This window comes from Eggerthella timonensis, assembly GCF_900184265.1.
Classification (GTDB): Bacteria; Actinomycetota; Coriobacteriia; order Coriobacteriales; family Eggerthellaceae; genus Eggerthella; species Eggerthella timonensis.
On record NZ_FXXA01000002.1, the window covers coordinates 3,816,625 to 3,835,263 of the forward strand.

Below are 18,639 nucleotides of genomic sequence, written 5' to 3' on the forward strand. Positions count from 1 at the left end.
CTTTCAGTAGATGCTTACTTCCGCTGGGTCATGCGGCGACGGGCCGTCATCGCAACCGCGGCGCCCGCGACGAGCGCGCCACCCGCCAGGGTCATCAGACCCGTGGTGGCGTCGCCCGTTTGGGCCAGGTTGGACGACGAGGCGGCCAAGCCGGTCTGGCCCGTGCCCAGGTCCTTCGCCTGCGAGAGGTACAGGTGCATGTCGGCCACCTGCGACTGGCCGATGCCCAGCTGCTCCATCATGGTGATGGACATGCTGATGGGGATCACCGTGTCGTTCTCGGCAGCCGGGATGGACAGCGTGAACTGGTTGCCGCTCTGCGCGATCGCATTGCCCTGGTACGACAGCGATTTGATGTACTCCAAGCCCTGCCCCGACGCGGCGAAGCTCACCGTGAAGGTGCCGTTCTCCTGAGGACGCACGAGTGCCGTGTCGCCGAAGTACTGCGCCGCCATGGACTTCTCGGTCACGCTGCCCTGCTTGAAGAACGCGATGGGCACCTCGTAGGTGTGGCCCACCTGGAACGAGACGTTCTCGCTGGCGTTGAAGCGATCGATAGCCTCCTTCAGCGACGTGGCGGCCTGGTTGACCGCGTCCTGCGAGGCGTTGGCGTCGTTCAGAACCGCACGGGCCGCGGAAAGCGTGCTCTGCAGGCTCTCCCACGCCGCATCGCTCTTCTTGCCCTGCGTCAGAGCGGAGGCCTGGTCCACCAGGCTCTGGAGCGCTGTTTTGTCGACGCTCGTCACCGGCGTGTCGCCGTTCTTGAGCGCGATGGTGGACGTGTCCACCGTCATGGCGTACGTGATGTCCATGTTCATGGAGCCGCCCACGTGCAGGGCCAGATCGATCGCGCTCTCGAGCGAGGGCACGTTGACAGTGTACGTCTTGTTGGCGGATTGCTTGACGGCCTGGCCGTTGTAGGTGAGGTCGCCGATGGCGTCGTCGTAGCCCGTGGAGCCGCCGAAGTACACCACCACGTCAAACGTGCCGTCCTCCAGCAGGCTCAGCTCCACCGCGGTGCCGAAGTACTTGGTCACCATCTGCTGGAGCATGTCCTGCATGCCGGCGAACGAGCCGGCGCCCGCATAGCTTACGGAAGCCGTGTACGTTTTGCCGACCACCATGCCGTACTGACCCGACGGGGCCTCCTTGTCCGCGCTGGTCTTGAACGTCTCGATAGCGGCGTTGAGCTGGGCGGTCACGCCGTCGACGCCCTGCTGCGGGATATTCTCGTTCGCGGCGGCTTTCTCAGCCGAAGCGATGGCCGCCTGCAGCGCGTCCCATGCCTCGTCGGTCTTGTTGCCCTGCGTGAGCTTCTTCGCCGCAGCAAGCGCCTCGTTCAGCTTGGCCTTGTCGACCGTTTCAACGTCGCCGCTGCCGTCGTCAGCGTCGGGCACGTTGCTCAGGTCGAACGTGATGGTGTCGGTGATCACCATGGGCATGTTGTCCGAGCTCAGCGACACCTCGATGCTGGAGGGCAGCTCCTTGAAGGCCAGGACGAACGCGCCGTCCGTCACCGCGTACTTCGCGCCATCGTACGTGAGGGCGAACCCGGCAGCGGCCGCGCCCGTCGCGGTGACCGGCAGCTTCACCGTGTAGGTGCCGTCCCGGTAGACGATGGTCGCCTCCGACTCCATGAAACGGGATGCCATGCTGCCGTACTGCGCCCACGTGATGCCGGCCGTGTACTCCTTGCCCTCCACGATGGTATCGTCGGAACCCCCGTCGCCACCAGGCTGTTCAGGATCGGGCGTCGCAGCCCCTTCAGTGGCGCCGGCCGTGTCGAAGGAGGCGAAGGCGCTGTGCGTCATCTCGCGGTTCATGGCGGGCACATAGTACGTGAAGCCCACCTCGACGGCGCCGTCGATGCTGTCGACCGTGCCCGTGAACACGTAGTTGCCATCAGCATCGCGGGTCAACGCGGTGGGAGCCTTGTCGGCGCCCAGCGTGAGCGCGCGGAACTCGTAGGCGTCGCCGGCCTTCACGACGAGGGTCACGGTGTAGGAACCTTCGCCCACCTGCACGGTGGCGTTGGGGTCGATCATGTTTCCGGCCATGGAGGGCTTGCCGCTTGCGTCTGCGAACGAGACGGGCACAGTGTAGGTCTTGCCGACCTCTAGCTGGTCGCCCGCGTCGGGTTCGGTGCTGGGGTTCGGATCGGGAGTGGGCTCGGGCGTCGGTTCGGGATCGGGAGCCGGTTCAGGGTCGGGCGTTGGCTCAGGGTCGGGGTCGACCGCCGGCGGCTCCGTCGGCAGGCTGGACGCGTCCAGCGACAGGTTCACGCCCACCGCGCCCATGCCCATGTCCTGCATGGTTTTGATGGTCAGCGACACCCCGATGGAGCCGGTGAGCGTGCTGGAGAGTATCTGGAACTCGCCCGCCCCCGTGGAGACGGCCGCCGTGCCGCCGTACGTCATGCCCAAAAGCTCGCTCATGCCCTTGTCGTTCGCCGAAACGCGGATGTCGTAACCGCCATCATGGTAACTCACCGTAGCCGTCTTGCTCAAATAGCTCGCAGCCATGGACTCGGCGCCCGTCGAAGCGTTCAGCCACGACACCGGCACCGTATACGTTCGGCCTTCCTCCAGGTAGAACCCGTCGTTCGTGGCTGCGGCAGACGCCGTCGCCCCACCCGATCCGTCTGCCTGCGCAAGCGCCATCGTCGGCACCATGCCCGCGGTCAACGTCGCCGCAAGCATCACCGCCGCACCGCGCTTCGCAAACGCGAACCTCTGCCTCGATCTGATCATTCGCACATCCTTTCGTCTCATGGCCGCGCCCCTTGCCTTTCGTCGCGCGCCATCGGCACGCGCCTCGTTTTGTTAGACAAAGCTAACTCAACGTGAAAACAAGGGCCCGCATCGGGGCCGCAACCAACCGTCTCTCCTACATGATCGTCCATCACTATGCGGTGAGGGGCGCGCGGCGACAAGCGTGAAAACGCGAATCCCGTTCATGAATTTAACGGGCTGTTTACAAATTTCGAACATAGTTAGCTACAACTAACATTATGATGGGCACGGGGCGTTCGAGAACTCCGAACGCCCCGTGCGGCACCGCTTGCCGCAGGAAAGCCCGTTCGGGTTTCCAGAACGACCGTCGACGCATCGGAAGAAAGGAACCGCGCCCGCCGATGAGGACCGAATACCTTGAGGAGTTCATCGCCTTCTCCCGCCATCTCAGCTTCAGCGAGACGGCGGAAGAGCTGTTCATCGCGAAATCGACCCTGAGCACCCATATCGCGAACCTCGAGCGCGAGCTTGGCCTGAAGCTGATCGACCGCGACAACGACAACGCGCTCACGCAGGAAGGCGCCCTGTTCCTCGACGGCGCGAAGTCGGCCCTCGAAACGCTCGAAGGCACCGTGACGCGCTGCACGCGGTTTCGGGAGGAGGCGGCCGGGCGCGTGCGCATCGCCTGCCTCACGCCCACGGCGTCCCTCGCCTCGCTTTTGAGCGAGCGCCTCGAGGTGCCGTTCCAGTTCGTCGACCGGGAGTTCCGCGAGCAGCCGTTCGCGCCCCTCGACACCAACCGCGCCGACATCGCGCTGCTGTGCGATTTCTCGTACTTCCCCCGCCTCGTCGACGAGGCGCTGGCGCGCGGCCTCGCCTACCGCCCGGCGCGCCCGTTCCCGGCCGTCATCGCCATGATGGCCTCGCACCCGCTAGCGGCGAAGCGCCAGCTTTCGCGCGACGACCTGGTGGGAGCCTCCATCATGACGGAAAGCATGCTGGCCTACGAGCACGATCGCATCCTGATCGACCGGATGCTAGGCGCCGACCTGCACCTGTCGTACGCGCCCGGCAGCATGCAGAGCTTCTCCGATTTGCTCATCGCCGACTTCGGCACGGCGCTGTACATCACGCCCAAGGCGACGGCCAGCCTGTACTGCGCACGGCGCGACGACGTCGTCCTGGTGGACCGGCTCGACGGCGCGCCGTTCGGATTCCCGCTCGTCGTGGCGTGGCGGGCCGATGCGGACCCCCGGGTGATAAGCGCGGCCGAGACGATCCACGCCTGCCTGAAGGAGCTCGAACAGCTCGAGAACCTGGCACCGCGCGACCGCGCCATCAAGGCGGCCAGCTGAGGGAACGCTATCCAGCCTGGTAGATAGCCTCGAGTTCGCCGCCCTCGACGAGCGCGCACAGGGCGTTGCTCGCCTGCTCGCTCTCGATGCCCATATGCTCGAACCGCTTCGCCAGCTTGAGGCAGTACGACAGATCGCCGGATTCCAGGGACAGCAGGGCGGACGTGGCTTGTTCGTTCAGTTTTCCAAACATGAGGTGCTCCTTTCCTTTTCGTTGCATCCAGCGTACTGCGCTGAGAAAAAGAAGCGTTTGGACGAATGGAGAACGTGGGCCGTCGGTTTTGGCCGATCGTACAAAGGGATTTGCCATAGAGCCAACGCGCTGTGCGGGAAAATCGGGTTTTTGGCAATCCGAGCCTCGCATTGTGCACCGGGGCGAACACGCGACCTGGTGTTTTGCCGTCGAGGGCTCCGCCGAAAGACGTTTCGTCGCGGCAAAGCCCGGAAAGGACTGCCAAAAACCCGATTTTTCCGCACACAGCGCTATGAAACCGTGCACGGGCGCAACGCGTCGGAACGCGCCTCAGGGTTGCAGCAGGGGGTTCGTGTGATCCAGATAGACGAGCCCCAGCAGGAACGTGAATTCGCGGTCGGGGGATTCGGACATCCCGAGCACGTCCTTCGCCTTGCGCAGACGGTAGCGCAGCGTATTCGGGTGCTGGTGCAGCGCTTCGGCCGCGAGGCGCAGGTCGCCGTAGGCGCGCGCGACCGCTTCGGCCGTCGCGGCGAGCTCGGTGCCGTGGGCGTCGTCGTACTCCTCCAGCAGCGCGCGGTGCAGCGCCGCGGTGCGCCAGAACAAGCGGCCCTCGCACGCAGCCGCTCGGAACGCATCGTGGTGCAGGTCGGCCCAGGTCACCACGTCCTCGTTCTCGATCTCCGCGGTCTTCAGCGCGGCAAGCGCCTCGCGCACGCTCATGTCGCCGTCCGAGAGCGGCGTCTCCTCGCCCACCCCCAGCGATACCGAGCCTGCGGTTCGCATGCGCTCGACCAGGTCGCTCTCCGAGCGCGTGCGCACCCCTGCAGGCGGCTGCGCGTACGAGACGAACGCGAGCAGCGCGGCGTGGTAGCGGAAGACGAACGTCGCCTCCACCACGTCCCAATCGCGTTCGAAGCCGCGCAACACCGCAGACAGCGCGTCGAGCGTCGCGTAGAGCGAACATTCGTCGAGCGATCGCGGAGCCGCGGCGATGCACTGCACGGTGGAACCCGTGGTGCCCGCGAGCTCGTACAGCGCCGCGCGCGCGGCCTGCGGATCGTGTCCCGACAGCAGCTTGTCGAGGATGCGGCCCTTGTCGGATTCCTCGGCATCGCGATGGATGAGATCAAGCGCCTGGTACGCCACCACCTCGTGATAGCCCCCGTCGTAGAGGTACAGCGGCACGCCAGCATCCTCGGCAGCCACCACCACGCTCTCGCTCACGATGGGACGATACACCTTCTTCAAGGCAATGCCCGACACGCCGCGCGCGATCAGAACGAGCAGCGACCGTTCGGACAGCTCGGGATCGTCGCGCGCGAAGCCCAGGTTCGTCACGATGAACTCGCCGGGGACGTACGACAGGTATCCGTTGTCCTTGTCGGGGGCGCAGTCGAGGATGCCCACGTTGCGCACCTCGCGCGCACCGGCGCCGGCGCACTGCGTGATGGGCTGCACCTGCTCGAACGCCGGCAACGCCAGTATGTCCGCAACCGTGATCATGGAGCCTCCTCCCGAAACCTTTCGAGCCCATGATACCGCAGAAGCCGCACCGCGCGGCATACAAGATGCTTCACGTGAAACAACCGGGCGTTTGAGAACGGATGTTTCACGTGAAACATCTTGGCACAAAATCGACGATATGAACGATTTTTGGACCTCGTTTTCGACGCTTTGCAGCATTATCCCAGGTCGACAAGTACCGCAAGGAGTGAAAATCGTTCATATCGTCGATTTTGTGCCAGCCGTACGAGCAGGGCGCGGATCGGGGGCTCGTTGAGGGCCAGGCCGGATGCTGAGCGCAACGCAGGGGCGGGGCCCGTCAAGCGACTCAGCGCCGAGACGGCACGCCGGGGCCGCTCGACATTCGGCAGCGCGCGCACCCACCCCGCGCGCCGCCGCGCGCTCTACACCTCGTTGACCAGCTTGAACACCCGCTCTTTCTCCCCCTTCAGGAAGTGGACGATGTTCTCGCAGCTCAGACGCTCCAAGTCCTCGATGGCCGTGGTCGAGTAGAACGCGGAGTGCGGCGTGATGATCACGTTGTCGCGTCCCACCAGCTTGTTCGTGGCCAAATCGGGCGTCTCGTCGTACAGCACGTCGGTGCCGAACGCGCGCAGCTTGCCCGCGTCGAGCGCCGCCACGAGCGCCTCCTCGTCCACGCACAGGCCGCGACCCAGGTTGATGAAGATGGGACGGCGCGCCATGGCGTCGAACGCCGCCTCGTCGAAGTAGTGCACGTTGTCGTCGGTCAGGCACATGTGGTTCACGATGATGTCGGCCTGCTCCAACAGCTCGCCCTTGCTCACGCGCGTCACGCCGCGCTCGGCGAACGCCACGTCGTCCACGTTCGGATCGCACGCGATCACGCGCTTCACCAGGCCCGAAGCTTTCTCGGCCGTACACTTCCCGATCTTGCCGAACCCGACGATACCCAACACCTGGTCCTCCAGGCGCGGCCACTGCGGAGCGGCGGCATAATCCCACTTGTGGCGCTCGTCGATCTCCTTCTGGTAGAACTTGAAGTGCTTGTTGAGCGCGTTCATGTACGCGATGGCGCTTTCCGACACGTCCCACGTGCAGTACTCGCCGATAGGGCACACGCCGATGCCGCGCTTCGTAGCCTCCTCCAAGTCCACCTGGTCGTATCCCGTGGAGTTCAGCGACACCACCTTGAGCTTCGGCGCGTGGGCGAAAGCCTCGGCGTCCACCGTGACGAACGCCGTGAGCAGCGCGTCGGCATCGGCCATATGCTCGTAGAACTCGTCGCGCTTGCCGTCCTCGTACTCGTACACCTCAACCTCCACGTCGGCACCGAGACCCGCTCGCAGGGTCTCGGTTTCCAGCGTGTGGTCGGGCATCATGGAGTCGGGATGGTCGCAAATCAAAACCTTCATGACAGCCCTTCCTTTCAGTCGCGTCGCGCGTTACGGACGCTCGATGGGCTGCGTGAGGCAGTGGGGGCCGCCGCCCGCATGCAGGATCTGGTCGAGCGGCACGTCGATCACGTCCAGGCCCAACGCGCGCATCTTGTCGTTGATATGCTTGTTCTTCTCGATGGCGATGACCTTGCCGTCGCCGATGCACTGCACGTTGCAGCCGTGCTTGTACATGTCCTCGCTAGCCACGGGGATCAGCTCGAAGTTGCGACGCTTGAGCATCTGCAGGAAGTTGTAGGGAAGCTGGTCGATGCAAGCCAGCGCCACCTGCGGGGCCACGATGTTGAAGATCATGTCGAGGTGCAGGTTGTCCGGCGGGCACGGCACGCCCACCACGGTGTAGCCGAACTTCTGCAGCTGGTCGCGCAGGTTGTCGACGCCAGCCTGGTCGGTGCGGTCCACCTGGCCCCATGCCAGCGTGTGCTCGTCGATCATCCAGAAGTCGCCGCCCTCCATGCAGCCCGCGTTCACGCGCGCCACGATGGGAACGCCCATCTCCTTGAGCTTGTTCTCGTACGCCACGGCCTCGACCTGGCGAACCGGATGGCGGAAGTGGCCGATCACGGCGCCTTCCTTGATCATGCAGCCGTAGTCGCGGGCGAACGTCATCACCTCGAACTCGGGGCGCGCCTCCACTTCCACGACCTCGATGCCGTTGGCCTTGTAGGCGTCCACGAGCATCTGCCACTCGGCCACCATGACGTCGTTCTTCTCCTGGTCGCCCTTCTTCATCCACTCGGCGGTGATCACGTTGATGCCGTTGAACTGGTAGTAGCGCGGCGAGCACATCATCACTTTCTTCAGGGTGTTCGTCGCGTTGGACACGTACACTTTCTCTTCAGCCATGGGAGGCTCCTTTCATTGGTATGTTCGCGAAACTCGTTTGAGAACCGGAGCGCGCGGGGCGCTCCGGGAAAGCGGAGGGTTACAGCATCACGGCCACGGTGAGGAACACGCAGCACACGAGGAACAGGAAGCCCACGATGGGCGCGGCTTTCTTCACCCAGTCGCCGTAGCTCATGTGGGCTGCCGAAGTGCAGGTCATCACCACGATCGAGGTAGGCGAGATCATCTTTGCCAGGCCGAGCGCCATGCAGTAGATGGTCACCATGATGGCCACGTCCACGCCGGCGAACTGCGAGAGCGCCGCCATGATGCCCATGGTCGCAGCCGCCAGGCCGGTCGACGACGGGATGAGGCACGCAATGAGGAAGTAGCAGATCAGCGCCACGATGACGAACGCGACGGGAGGCAGGGCCGACAGCGTGCTCTCGCACATGTGCAGGATGGTGGGCGTGATCTGGCCGCCGTCCATCACCACCTGGATGCCTCGCGCCAGCGGCACGACGAATGCGGTGGAAACCAGCCCGGCGGCGCCCTTGATCAGCGTGTCGATGATCTTGTCGGCCTTGTAGCGCATGACGATGCCCGCGAGCAGCGTCATCACCATCACGAGCATGGCGATCTCGGGGAAGTACCACGAGCCGAACGGCGTGATGTCGCTGCCCAGCACCTCGCGCAGCACCGGCGTGACGCCGATCCACGCGACGAACTGCTCGAAGAACGTCCAGTCCGGGTTGATGGACGTCCACGGCACGCACCCCACCACCATGATGGCGAACGTGAGCACGAAGATGGCCAGCACGCCCTTCTGACGGCCCGACAGCTCCAGGTTCTCGTTGGTGGAAACCGGGAACTCGATGAGATCTTGCTTGCGACGGAAGAACTGGACCGACTTCTCGGGATGCGCCTTCACCTTGTCGGCGTAGCGATTGATGATGAAGATGACGAGCCCCGTGAACACCACGAGCATCAGCACGCGCATGCCCATGCCGTCGCCGGCCGAGATGCCCGCGATGCCTGACGCGATTCCCGTGGCGAACGGGTTCACGGTCGAGGCCAGGCAGCCGGCCTGCGTGCCCAGCACCACGATCATGATGGCCACCACGGTGTCGAGCCCCAGCGCCAGGATCACCGGCACGAACATGAGGAAGTACACGATGCCCTCCTCGTAGGCGCCTTCCAAGGTGCCGAGGAACGACATGAGGCACACGAGGATGCCGATGAGCAGATGCATGTTGTTCTGGTTCTTCATGGTGATGCGCTTGAGCGCCGTCTTCACCGCACCGGTTTCCTCCATCATCTCGAGGAAGCTGCCGAACAGCAGAATGGTGAGCGAGATGGCGATGGCGCCGCTGATGGCGCCCGAGCCCAGCATGCCCGTGATAGGCGCCATGAACACGTCCCACAATCCCTGGGGATTGGATTCGACGATGTGGTACGTCCCCGAAATAGCGTCGCCGTTGGCGTTCAGCTCGTATGCGCCGCCCGGCACGAACCAGCTGAGCACGGCGATGAAGCAGATGACCCCGAACAGAATGACGTACGTGTTCGGCATCTTGAATTTCTTCTTGCCCTTCACGGGCTCGTTGTCTGACATGGAAGCTCCTCTCCTCGACGCTTCCGGCGTATCGAGGCAGCAGCCGCCCAAGGGTGCCGCCGAAGCGGCATCCTTGCGGGGCCCAAACCTCCCGCGCGGTTCTGCGCAGAACCGCGCGGCGTACCGGGAATTGGTGTTAGACGCGGGGGATGTACAGATCGCCCAGAGTGGCCGCCATGATCGCCTTGATGGTGTGCATGCGGTTCTCGGCCTGCTGGAACTGGCGGCCGTGGTCGGAGTAGAACACCTCGTCGGTGACCTCCATCTCCTTCACGCCAAAGCGCTCGGCCATGTCGGCGGCGTACTCGGTCTCGGCGTTGTGGAAGGCCGGCAGGCAGTGCAGGAAGATGTAGTTCGGGTTCTTCACGTGCGACAGCAGCTCGGCGTTCACCTGGTAGGGCGACATGAGCTTCACGCGCTCGGCGAACTGGGACTCCTCGCCCATGGCCGCCCACACGTTCGTGTAGATGGCGTCGGCGTTCTCCACGGCCTCCACCGGGTCGTTCGTCACCGTGATGATGGCGCCGCTCTCGGCGGCGAAGGCCTGCGCCAGCTCGATGATGGCCGGATCGGGCTCGAGCTCGGCCGGCGTGGCGTTGTAGTAGTTCACACCCAGGATGGCGCTCGTGATCATGAGGGAGTTCTGCACGTTGTTGCGTCCCTGGCCGCAGTAGGCCAGCGTGAGGCCCTCCAGCTTGCCGAAGTTCTCTTTCATCGTCATGAAGTCGGCCAGCATCTGCGTGGGATGCTCCTTGTCGGTGAGGCCGTTCCACACCGGCACGCCGGAGTACTTCGCGAGGTCCTCGACGTGCTCCTGCTTGAAGCCGCGGAACTCGATGCCATCGAACATGCTGCCCAGCACGAGCGCGGTGTCGCGCACCGTCTCCTTCTTGCCCAGCTGGATGTCGTTCTTGCCCAGGTACTCGGGGTGCGCGCCCAGATCGATGCAGGCCGTGGTGAACGCGGCGCGGGTGCGGGTGGACGTCTTCTCGAACAGCAACGCGATGTTCTTGCCCGCGAGGTAGCGGTGCTCGACGTTGCGCTGCTTCAGATCCTTGAGGTGCTCGGCGAACCCGATGAGGTACGTCAGCTCGTCTTTCGTGTAGTCCCTCGTGGAGAGGAGGCTGCGTCCCTGGAATACGGAATCGGTCATGTGAAGCTCCTTTCGATGGATGTCCTAGCGCCCTCGTTCCCGACGGACGTCACGCCTGATCGGTGCGACCCCTCCTGGCAGGCCAGGTTACGAGAAGCATCATACGCAGCGGCGGGAGGGCACCCCTCTGGACAGGTGGACAAAACCCGAGCCGTGGGCTTTGTCCGACTGAACAAGGGGTGCCGAGCAACGGAAATCTAGGATGAAACGCGAGAGCGGGTTCTTCCAACGGAGTGGGGGTCGCAGATGGTTCTATCGCCTATCGACTACATCATCATCGCGTTGTACTTCATCGTCATCGTCGCCATCGGCTTCATCGCGGCACGGTTCGCGAAAACGAAGGAAGACTACCTCGTGGCCGGCAGACGGTTGTCGTTTCCCCTGTTCTTCGGGTGCATGGCTGCGCTCACCTTGGGCGGCGGCTCCACCATCGGCAGCGCCCAGCTGGGCTACGAGTTCGGGTTCGGCGGCATCTGGCTCAACCTGAGCATCGGCCTGGGGCTCGTCGCGGCCGGCTTCCTCGTGACGAGCAAGCTGTCGAAGCTGCGCGCCCTCAGCGTGAACGAAGTGGTGGAGAGCAGCTACGGCCCGGTCGCGCGCGTGTTCAGCTCGGCGCTCACGCTCATCTACACGCTCACGCTGAGCGTGGTGCAGGTCATCTCCATCGGAACCATCATCAACGGCGTGACAGGCATCGATGCCACGCTGTCCATGCTGGTGGGAGGCGGCATCGTCATCCTGTACACGTTCGTGGGCGGCATGTGGTCGGTCACCATGACCGACATCGTGCAGTTCGTCGTGAAAACGGTGGGCATCCTCATCCTGGCCCCCATCTTCTGCATTTCGGCCGCCGGCGGCTGGGACGCCCTCGTCAGCAAGGTGCCCGAGACGTACCTGTCGGTGGGCAGCATGGGCTTCGACAAGAGCTTCGCCTACCTCGTGCTGTACGTTCCCGGGCTCATCATCGGCCAGGACATCTGGCAGCGCATCTTCACCGCGAAGAACGAGAAGGTGTCGAAGGCGGGCACCGTGTGCGCAGGCGTCTACAGTGTCTTCTACGCGCTGGCCACCGTCGTCATCGGCATGAGCGTGTTCGTGCTGCTGCCGCACCTGGACAACCCGCAGAACGCGTTCGTGGTGGGCGTGTCCACGTTTTTGCCCGTCGGGGTGCGCGGGCTCATCCTGGCGGCGGCGATGGCGGCCACGATGTCGGTATCGAGCGGCACGATTTTGGCGTCGTCCACCATCCTGTACAACGACCTGTACGTGCGCTTCGTTCGCCCGCGGATGGCCGAGCGTGCGACGCACCTCAAGGAAGTGACTATCACGCGCCTGTTCGCCCTGCTCATCGGCGTGGTGGTGATGGTATGCTCGCTGTGGATCAACGACGTGCTGGTGGGCATCGACCTCTGCTACGGCTATCTGTCGGGCTGCGTGTTCGTACCGCTCGTGGCCAGCTTCGTGCTCAAGAGGTTCAGCCCGAAGGCGGGGCTCTACGCGCTCGGCGTGAGCACCGTGGTGGTGACGGCGTGCTTCGTCGTCGTAGGAACGGCGAGCTCCGTCCCCATCGTGGCGGGCATGGCTTCCGGCTTCGCGGCGTACGCGGCGGCGAACCTCCTCAGCAAGCAGAAGGTGCCCTCGCCGTTCGAGTGAGACAGGGGGACGGGGAGTGAGACAGAGGGACGGGGTAATTGTCTCATTTTGCGGGCAAAATGAGACAATTACCCCGTCCCTCTGTCTCACTCGAACTCGGGCAGGAACACGAGGCTGAGCAGGCTGATGAACACCTTGTCGTCCTCGTGGGGGATGCCCAGCACGGCCTTCATCTTGCGCATGCGGTAGCGAACGGTGTTGGGATGCTGGTGCAGCTCCTCGGCGATGACCTTCACGTCGCCGTGCCAGTTCACCAGCGCCTCGGCCGTGCGCACGAGCTCGGTGCCGTGCTCCTCGTCGTAGGTGGCCAGCATCGAGCGGTACAGCTCGCTCGCGCTCATGAACAGGCGGTCGTAGCGAGCGGCGTTCGCGAACGCGGACAGGTGCAGCCCCGACCAGCGCGCAAGCTGGTCGCCATGGCGCTGCGCGCTCGCCGCGGCGGCAAGCGCCTGACGGATGGCCAGATCGCCGTCGCTCAGGTGCACCGCCTCGCTCACGCCGCAATGCAGGTTGCCTTCCATGGAGGCCACGGCGATGCATCGGCGCTCGGCGGCCGCCTGCTCCTCGTCGCTGGCCGAGCCGTAGGACACGAACGCCAGGATATGCTCGCGATAGCGGCACACGCTGGACGACTCCACGGCCGCGCATCCGTCCCTCACCGCCGCCAGCTCCGAAGACACGGAGTCGAGCATGGCGTAGAACGAGCACGGGTCGCCCGCGCGCAGCGCGAACGCGAAGCACTGCAGCTTCGAGCCTGTCGCGCCCACGAGCGCGCTCAGCCGCGTGCGCACCTGGTCGCCATCGTGGGCGGTCAGCAGCTCGTCGAGGGCCTTGCCCTTGTCCAGCTCGTCGCGGTCGCGCTGCAGCAGGTCGAGCGATTGGTACGCCACCGTCTCGTGGTAGGCGCCGTCGTACAGGTAGAGCGGCACCCCGCGCGCCGTGCTCTCCTTGCGCACCGCGTCGCTGATGGGAGGCTCGTACACGGTTTTGATGGCGATGGCGGCCACGTCGCGGCGCAACATGGCCAACAGCGACTTCTCGGCCATGCCGGGGTTGCCGAACGCGAACCCGAGGTTCGTGAGGATGAGCTCGCCCGCCACGTACACGCTGTACTCGTTGTAATCGGGAGGGCAGTCGAGGATGCCCACGTTGCGCACCTCGCGCCGCTCGGCCCCCTCGCAGGGGGCGACGAGCTCCACGTTCTTGAACGCCGGCAATGCGATGATGTCCGCAACGGTAACCACGAGCCCCTCCGTTTCCCTTGTGCGCGAGAAGCGATCTTCAAGAAGATGCGCTACGGTACGCATGATAGCGTATCGCAAGAGGTACGGGGGAATAAGACTCGGCAGCGATGCCCGATTGGCTTGGGGCCGTTCTCCCGAAACTTCGACAAGGATCCAACACGAGCATGCCGGGTTCCTCATGCAGGATGCTCTCCCGGAAGGTCAAGGCCCGCAACAGAGAAACTTCAACCCAGGAAGGCTTCCTATGCCGAAGATTCCTACGGCTCGCATCGCTCGCTCAGGATGGCGAACCTCCCAAGCGTCTTCGGTCAGGACCCAGCGCTATCCCATTCCAACAGCACGAATTTGCAGGTATGAACGATTTTGAAAGAAGGCAAAAATATCGACCTGGGATTATTGCGAAATGGCGCGTTCGCAAGGGAGAAAAATCGTTCATACCTGCAAATTCGTGCTGTCGAACATCCTAGACCCGCCATCGCGAACGGAAGCAGCATGCCAGAGTCGAAGGATCTTCGGCCATGGAAGCCCCATCGTCGACCGTCCTTCGACTCGCTCGGCTCGCCCCCGCTAGCCGCGCACCACGTAGGAGATGGTGAGAAAGCCGGACAGGGCCCCGATGCAGGCGCACACGCAACCTTTGAGCACCATCATGGGAACGAACGGCAGCGGAAGCGGCAGCACGACGCCCACGATCAGCGCCAACGCCAGCCCCACCGCCACGGCGGCGACGGCGGCCACCAGGCCCAGCACGAGCATCGCACCCACGTACGAGCGCGGCAACAGCCGTGCAACGGAGGGCGTCTCTTCAGGACGGGCGAAGCGCTCGGCGTTCAGGTCGTGGCGCGTCAGCGGAACCACGCACGCGAACAGGATGATGCCCAGGATGGCGCCCGTCAGCGTGAGATCCATCATGATGTCGGGCAAGCCGAACGTCACCTCGGGCTGCGCCGCATGCATGGCGGCGAACACCGCCGCGTTGACGATACCGTTGACCAGGCCGTAGCCGATGACGCACTTGTTGGCAGCATAGGCGGAGAACGTTTTCTGGGCTTTTTGAGCCGTTGCGGAAACCTCCATGGAGCACCTTCCTCTCAGGGTGAACGCCCCGCATTATAGGAAGCGAACTGCGGTGTTCCCGGATGAACCGCTGCCGGAACTCCGGCACGGGACGCACCCCTGCCGAAAGGTGCGCCCCTGCCGAATCCGTTGCGGACCCCTGTGCAGATCAGAGGAAAATCCTCCACCATCTGCGATTTCTCAAAGACAACGCCCCCGGCCTCAAACCTCGTCCTCTCCGTTTCTCTCGCAGCGTCCGTTCCCGTTTTGCCGTTGCTCCGGAACTGATTCTGCCAAAGCGCCCCGTTCGCGTCATTAGAATGAGCGCCAGCAGACCTGCTCACACGCAGACAAGGAGGAAGCATGAAACAGAACAACCCCGCAGCATCGAAGGAAGGGGGCGTCGAGAAGTTTCTCGTCCTGCCCATCCTGGTGCTCATCATGGCCCAGATGGGGACGTCGGGTGACAACGGCGCGCTCGGCCTGGCCAACACCGAGCTCGTTAACATCCTCGGCGCCACCACGCCCGACATCCAGCTGGCCAACATGGTGTACTCGCTCATGGCCGGCGCGTTCATGATCGCCGGCGGGCTCGTGGGCACCATCATCGGCTGGCGCAAGAACTTCCGCATGGGCGCCGCGCTGTGCGCAGCGGGCGAGCTGGTCATGGCGCTGTCGCCGAACATGACGGTCTTCATCTGGGGAGGCCGTATCCTCGTCGGATTCGGAGCCAGCTTCATGATCCCCTCGGTGCTGGGCCTCATCCCCCACATCTACCATGGCAAGAACCGCATGCTCGCATTCGGCTGCATCGGCGCCGCATCGGGCCTCTCGGCGTTTCTGCCGCTGTTCCTCGGCATCATCATGCAGATGGGCGGCTTCCGCGTCACCTACGGCGTGCTGGCCGTGTACTTCGTGCTCGTGCTGGTCATGTCGCTGAAGATCCCGGCCATCGAGAAGTCGCAGGAGAAGCTCAAGTTCGACGGCCTGGGCACCGGCCTTGCAGCCGTGGGCCTGTTCCTGTTCCTCATCGGCCTGTCCCGCATCTCGGCTTGGGGCCTCATCGAGCCGTTCGCGGACTGCCCCTTCACCATCTTCGGCATCTCGCCGGCCCTGCCGATGGCGGCGCTCGGCCTCATCGTCCTCGTCGTGCTCGTGTTCGTGGAGAAGCGCGTCGAGGCGAAGAACGGCATCGCCCTGATCCCCCAGTCGTTCCTCAAGACCCCTCAGGTGCGCGCCGGCCTCATCGCTTCGGCCATCACGTTCTTCTTCATGGGCCTGCAGGCCATCCTGCTGTCGCCCTACCTGCAGCTCGTCGCCGGATGGTCGCCCATGCTCATGGGCGTGTCCGCTCTGGCCGTCGGCATCCCCACGTTCCTCTTCTCGATGGGCATCCCCAAGTTCATGCCCAACGCCAACCCGCGCCGCGTCATCCAGATCGGCTACTGCGTCATGGCGCTGGCCTTCATCCCCATGGGCTTGTCGCTGCAGGGCAGCACCGTCACGCCGCTCATGTGGGTGGGCCTGGCCGTAGCCGGTGCCGGCGCCGGCATCGTGAGCTCGCACACGAACAACATCGTGGCGCTTGCCGTGAACGAGCGCGACGCCTCGCAGTCCGGCGGCATCCAGACCACCATGCGCAACGTTGGCCAGGCCATCGGCGTGGCGGCCGTCGGCGCGGTGCTGCTGTTCGGCATCACTTCGAACATCACGTCCGCCATGGAAGCCAACCCGACCATCACCCCCGCCGTGCGCGAGGCCGTGTCCGAACGCAACCTCACGCTGATGGGCGACTCTCAGTTCGAGCAGGCCATCGCCGACATCCCCATGACCGACGCCGAGAAGGCCGAGCTCGTGGCCATCAACTCCCAGGCCCGCGTCAACTCCACCATCACGGGCTACGGCGTGTCTGCCGTGGTCATCCTCGCAGGCCTCATCACCACGCGCTGGATCACCGTGTTCAAGAAGGAAGAGGAAGGCGCTCCTGCCGCTGCAGCGGCACCGGCAGCGACCGACGACGAGGAGCTTGCCCCCACGCCCGTCTGATACCGCACCTTGCCGGGCGTTGCGCACCGCGAAGCGCCCGGCCCTCATAGAACAGAACGGCACCTCGACGGGTGGGATAGCACCCCACCCGTTTCTTTTGCCCCGCGCACCCCGCGCGCCGCGCTTCATCCAAGGTACCAAGGTAAGGAGTTCCCATGACCACGCTTTTCCACAACGCAACCTTCTACACGATGGTCGCCGAGGGCGATCGGGCCGAGGCGATCGTCGTCGACGACAACGGCGCCCTCGCGTTCGTCGGCTCGCTCGACGAGGCCCGCCGCCAGGCCCCGGGCGCCGAAACCGTCGACCTCGAGGGAGCCACCGTGCTGCCCGGCTTCATCGATCCGCACGGTCACTTCGGCGGCTCCATGCAGTACGTCCTGTACGCCGACCTGTCGCTATGCACCTCGTTCGAGGATATCCAGCGCGTCATCCGGGAGTTCGTCGCCGAGCGCAACGTGGGCCCCGACGGCGTGGTCATGGCCACCGGCTACGATCAGAACGAGCTGGTCGAGGGGCGCCATCCCGACAAGAACGTGCTCGACGCCGTGTCCACCGAGGTGCCCATCCTAGCCGTGCACGCCTCGAACCACATGGCCGTGGCGAACAGCCTGCTGCTCGACATGGCGGGCATCGACGCGTCCACCCCCGACCCCGAAGGCGGACGCTACGGACGCGTGGCCGGCACGCAGGAGCCCGATGGCTACGCCGAAGAGCCCGCGGCCGTGAACGCCTTGTACGCCATCACGCAGCCGCGGATGAACCTCGACCTCAACGCCATCGCCGACGACATGCAGCTCGTGTACCTCGAGAACGGCATCACCACCTGCCAGGACGGCGCCACCCCCGCATCGTTGGCCGGGCTCCTGTGCGGCATGGCCGAGGGCGGAAAGCTCAAGCTGGACGTGGTGTCCTACCCCATGCACGGCGAGGACGTGGACGCCATGCTGGAGCAGTACGCGGCCTTCGACGGCCCGACGTACCGGGGGCACCTGCGCATCGGAGGCCTCAAGATGTTCCTGGACGGCTCGCCTCAGGGCATGACCGCGTGGATGACCGAGCCCTACGTCAGCGGCCCCGAAGGCGAGGACGACTGGGTGGCGTACGGCACGATGACCGACGAGGACGCCATCGCCTTCGCGAAGAAGGCCATCGACGGCGGGCACCAACTGCTGTGCCACACGAACGGCGACGCGGCCGGCGACCAGCTGCTGCGCGTGTACGCCGCCGCGCTCGAAGCGTCCGACAACCCGCGCAAGCACGAGCTGCGCCCCGTGATGATCCACTGCCAGATGATGCGCCCCGACCAGTACGAGCGCATGCCCGAGCTGCACATGGTGCCGTCCATTTTCGCGTCGCACATCTGGTACTGGGGCGACGTCCATCTCAAGAACTTCGGGCCCGTGCGCGGCGGCCGCATCAGCGCGTGCGGCGACGCCCTGCGCGCCGGCCTGCCCTTCACGCTGCACACCGATACCCCCGTGCTGCGCCCGAACCTGCTCGAGGCCGCCTGGTGCGCCGTGAACCGCGTGACAAAGAAGGGCGTCCAACTCGACGAGGACCAGAAGATCGACGTGTACGACGCCATGCGCGCCATCACGGTGAACGGCGCCTACCAGTACGGCGAAGAGGACCGCAAGGGCACGCTGGAAGCCGGCAAGCTGGCCGACCTGGCCGTCCTCGACCGCGACCCCTTCACCATCTCCCCCGCCGACCTCCGCGACGTGCGCGTGCTCGCCACCATCAAGGAAGGCGAGCGGGTCTACGGGTAAGAAACAGCGAACGAAGCGTCAAACGAGCGAGAGGGGGATGGCTGCGCACTGCG

The 18,639-nt window shown here is 64.7% G+C and carries 13 protein-coding genes; 4 read left to right on the top strand and 9 right to left on the bottom strand.

Features of this window, described 5'->3' with window-relative positions:
• Positions 1-14 precede the first annotated feature (14 nt).
• Positions 15-2,750: an LPXTG cell wall anchor domain-containing protein gene (locus C1A15_RS16420; protein WP_180953128.1), complete on the bottom strand. Its 2,736-nt coding sequence runs from the start codon at positions 2,748-2,750 to the stop codon at positions 15-17.
• Positions 2,751-3,133: 383 nt separating this feature from the next.
• Between C1A15_RS16420 and C1A15_RS16430 the strand changes: the two genes are divergently transcribed.
• Complete coding sequence (locus C1A15_RS16430; RefSeq protein WP_180953129.1) at positions 3,134-4,087, top strand: LysR family transcriptional regulator; 954 nt, start codon at positions 3,134-3,136, stop codon at positions 4,085-4,087.
• A gap of 7 nt (positions 4,088-4,094) precedes the next feature.
• On the opposite strand, the gene C1A15_RS16435 is transcribed toward C1A15_RS16430, so the two are convergent.
• From C1A15_RS16435 to argF, 6 genes are all read right to left on the bottom strand, one after another.
• Positions 4,095-4,280, bottom strand: a complete 186-nt coding sequence (locus tag C1A15_RS16435; protein WP_101723563.1) for a hypothetical protein — start codon at positions 4,278-4,280, stop codon at positions 4,095-4,097.
• A 330-nt stretch (positions 4,281-4,610) separates the two neighbouring features.
• The gene (locus C1A15_RS16440; protein ID WP_101723564.1) at positions 4,611-5,786 is read right to left on the bottom strand and encodes a PucR family transcriptional regulator; all 1,176 of its coding nucleotides are present in this window, start codon (positions 5,784-5,786) and stop codon (positions 4,611-4,613) included.
• Positions 5,787-6,190: 404 nt separating this feature from the next.
• Positions 6,191-7,180: a hydroxyacid dehydrogenase gene (locus tag C1A15_RS16445; protein ID WP_101723565.1), complete on the bottom strand. Its 990-nt coding sequence runs from the start codon at positions 7,178-7,180 to the stop codon at positions 6,191-6,193.
• A 30-nt stretch (positions 7,181-7,210) separates the two neighbouring features.
• Entirely contained in the window at positions 7,211-8,068 is an 858-nt protein-coding gene (locus tag C1A15_RS16450; RefSeq protein ID WP_101723566.1) for a dimethylarginine dimethylaminohydrolase family protein, read from the bottom strand.
• A gap of 79 nt (positions 8,069-8,147) precedes the next feature.
• Positions 8,148-9,662, bottom strand: a complete 1,515-nt coding sequence (locus tag C1A15_RS16455) for a YfcC family protein (RefSeq protein WP_101723567.1) — start codon at positions 9,660-9,662, stop codon at positions 8,148-8,150.
• Between the two features lie 136 nt (positions 9,663-9,798).
• Positions 9,799-10,815 (bottom strand): ornithine carbamoyltransferase, encoded by a 1,017-nt coding sequence (gene argF, locus C1A15_RS16460; RefSeq protein WP_101723568.1) that lies wholly within the window; start codon positions 10,813-10,815, stop codon positions 9,799-9,801.
• Between the two features lie 246 nt (positions 10,816-11,061).
• Here argF and C1A15_RS16465 point away from each other — a divergent pair, with 246 nt between their 5' ends.
• Positions 11,062-12,468: a sodium:solute symporter family protein gene (locus tag C1A15_RS16465; protein WP_101723569.1), complete on the top strand. Its 1,407-nt coding sequence runs from the start codon at positions 11,062-11,064 to the stop codon at positions 12,466-12,468.
• An 86-nt stretch (positions 12,469-12,554) separates the two neighbouring features.
• Here the strand turns inward: C1A15_RS16465 and C1A15_RS16470 are convergent, their stop codons facing one another.
• The gene (locus C1A15_RS16470; RefSeq protein ID WP_245865069.1) at positions 12,555-13,712 is read right to left on the bottom strand and encodes a helix-turn-helix domain-containing protein; all 1,158 of its coding nucleotides are present in this window, start codon (positions 13,710-13,712) and stop codon (positions 12,555-12,557) included.
• A 567-nt stretch (positions 13,713-14,279) separates the two neighbouring features.
• The gene (locus tag C1A15_RS16475) at positions 14,280-14,789 is read right to left on the bottom strand and encodes a hypothetical protein (protein WP_101723571.1); all 510 of its coding nucleotides are present in this window, start codon (positions 14,787-14,789) and stop codon (positions 14,280-14,282) included.
• Positions 14,790-15,131: 342 nt separating this feature from the next.
• On the opposite strand from C1A15_RS16475, the gene C1A15_RS16480 reads away from it, so the two are divergent.
• Together C1A15_RS16480 and C1A15_RS16485 are read left to right on the top strand one after the other, a co-directional pair.
• Complete coding sequence (locus C1A15_RS16480) at positions 15,132-16,814, top strand: MFS transporter (RefSeq protein ID WP_101723572.1); 1,683 nt, start codon at positions 15,132-15,134, stop codon at positions 16,812-16,814.
• Between the two features lie 155 nt (positions 16,815-16,969).
• Positions 16,970-18,586: an amidohydrolase gene (locus C1A15_RS16485; RefSeq protein WP_101723573.1), complete on the top strand. Its 1,617-nt coding sequence runs from the start codon at positions 16,970-16,972 to the stop codon at positions 18,584-18,586.
• The last annotated feature ends 53 nt before the right edge of the window (positions 18,587-18,639 follow it).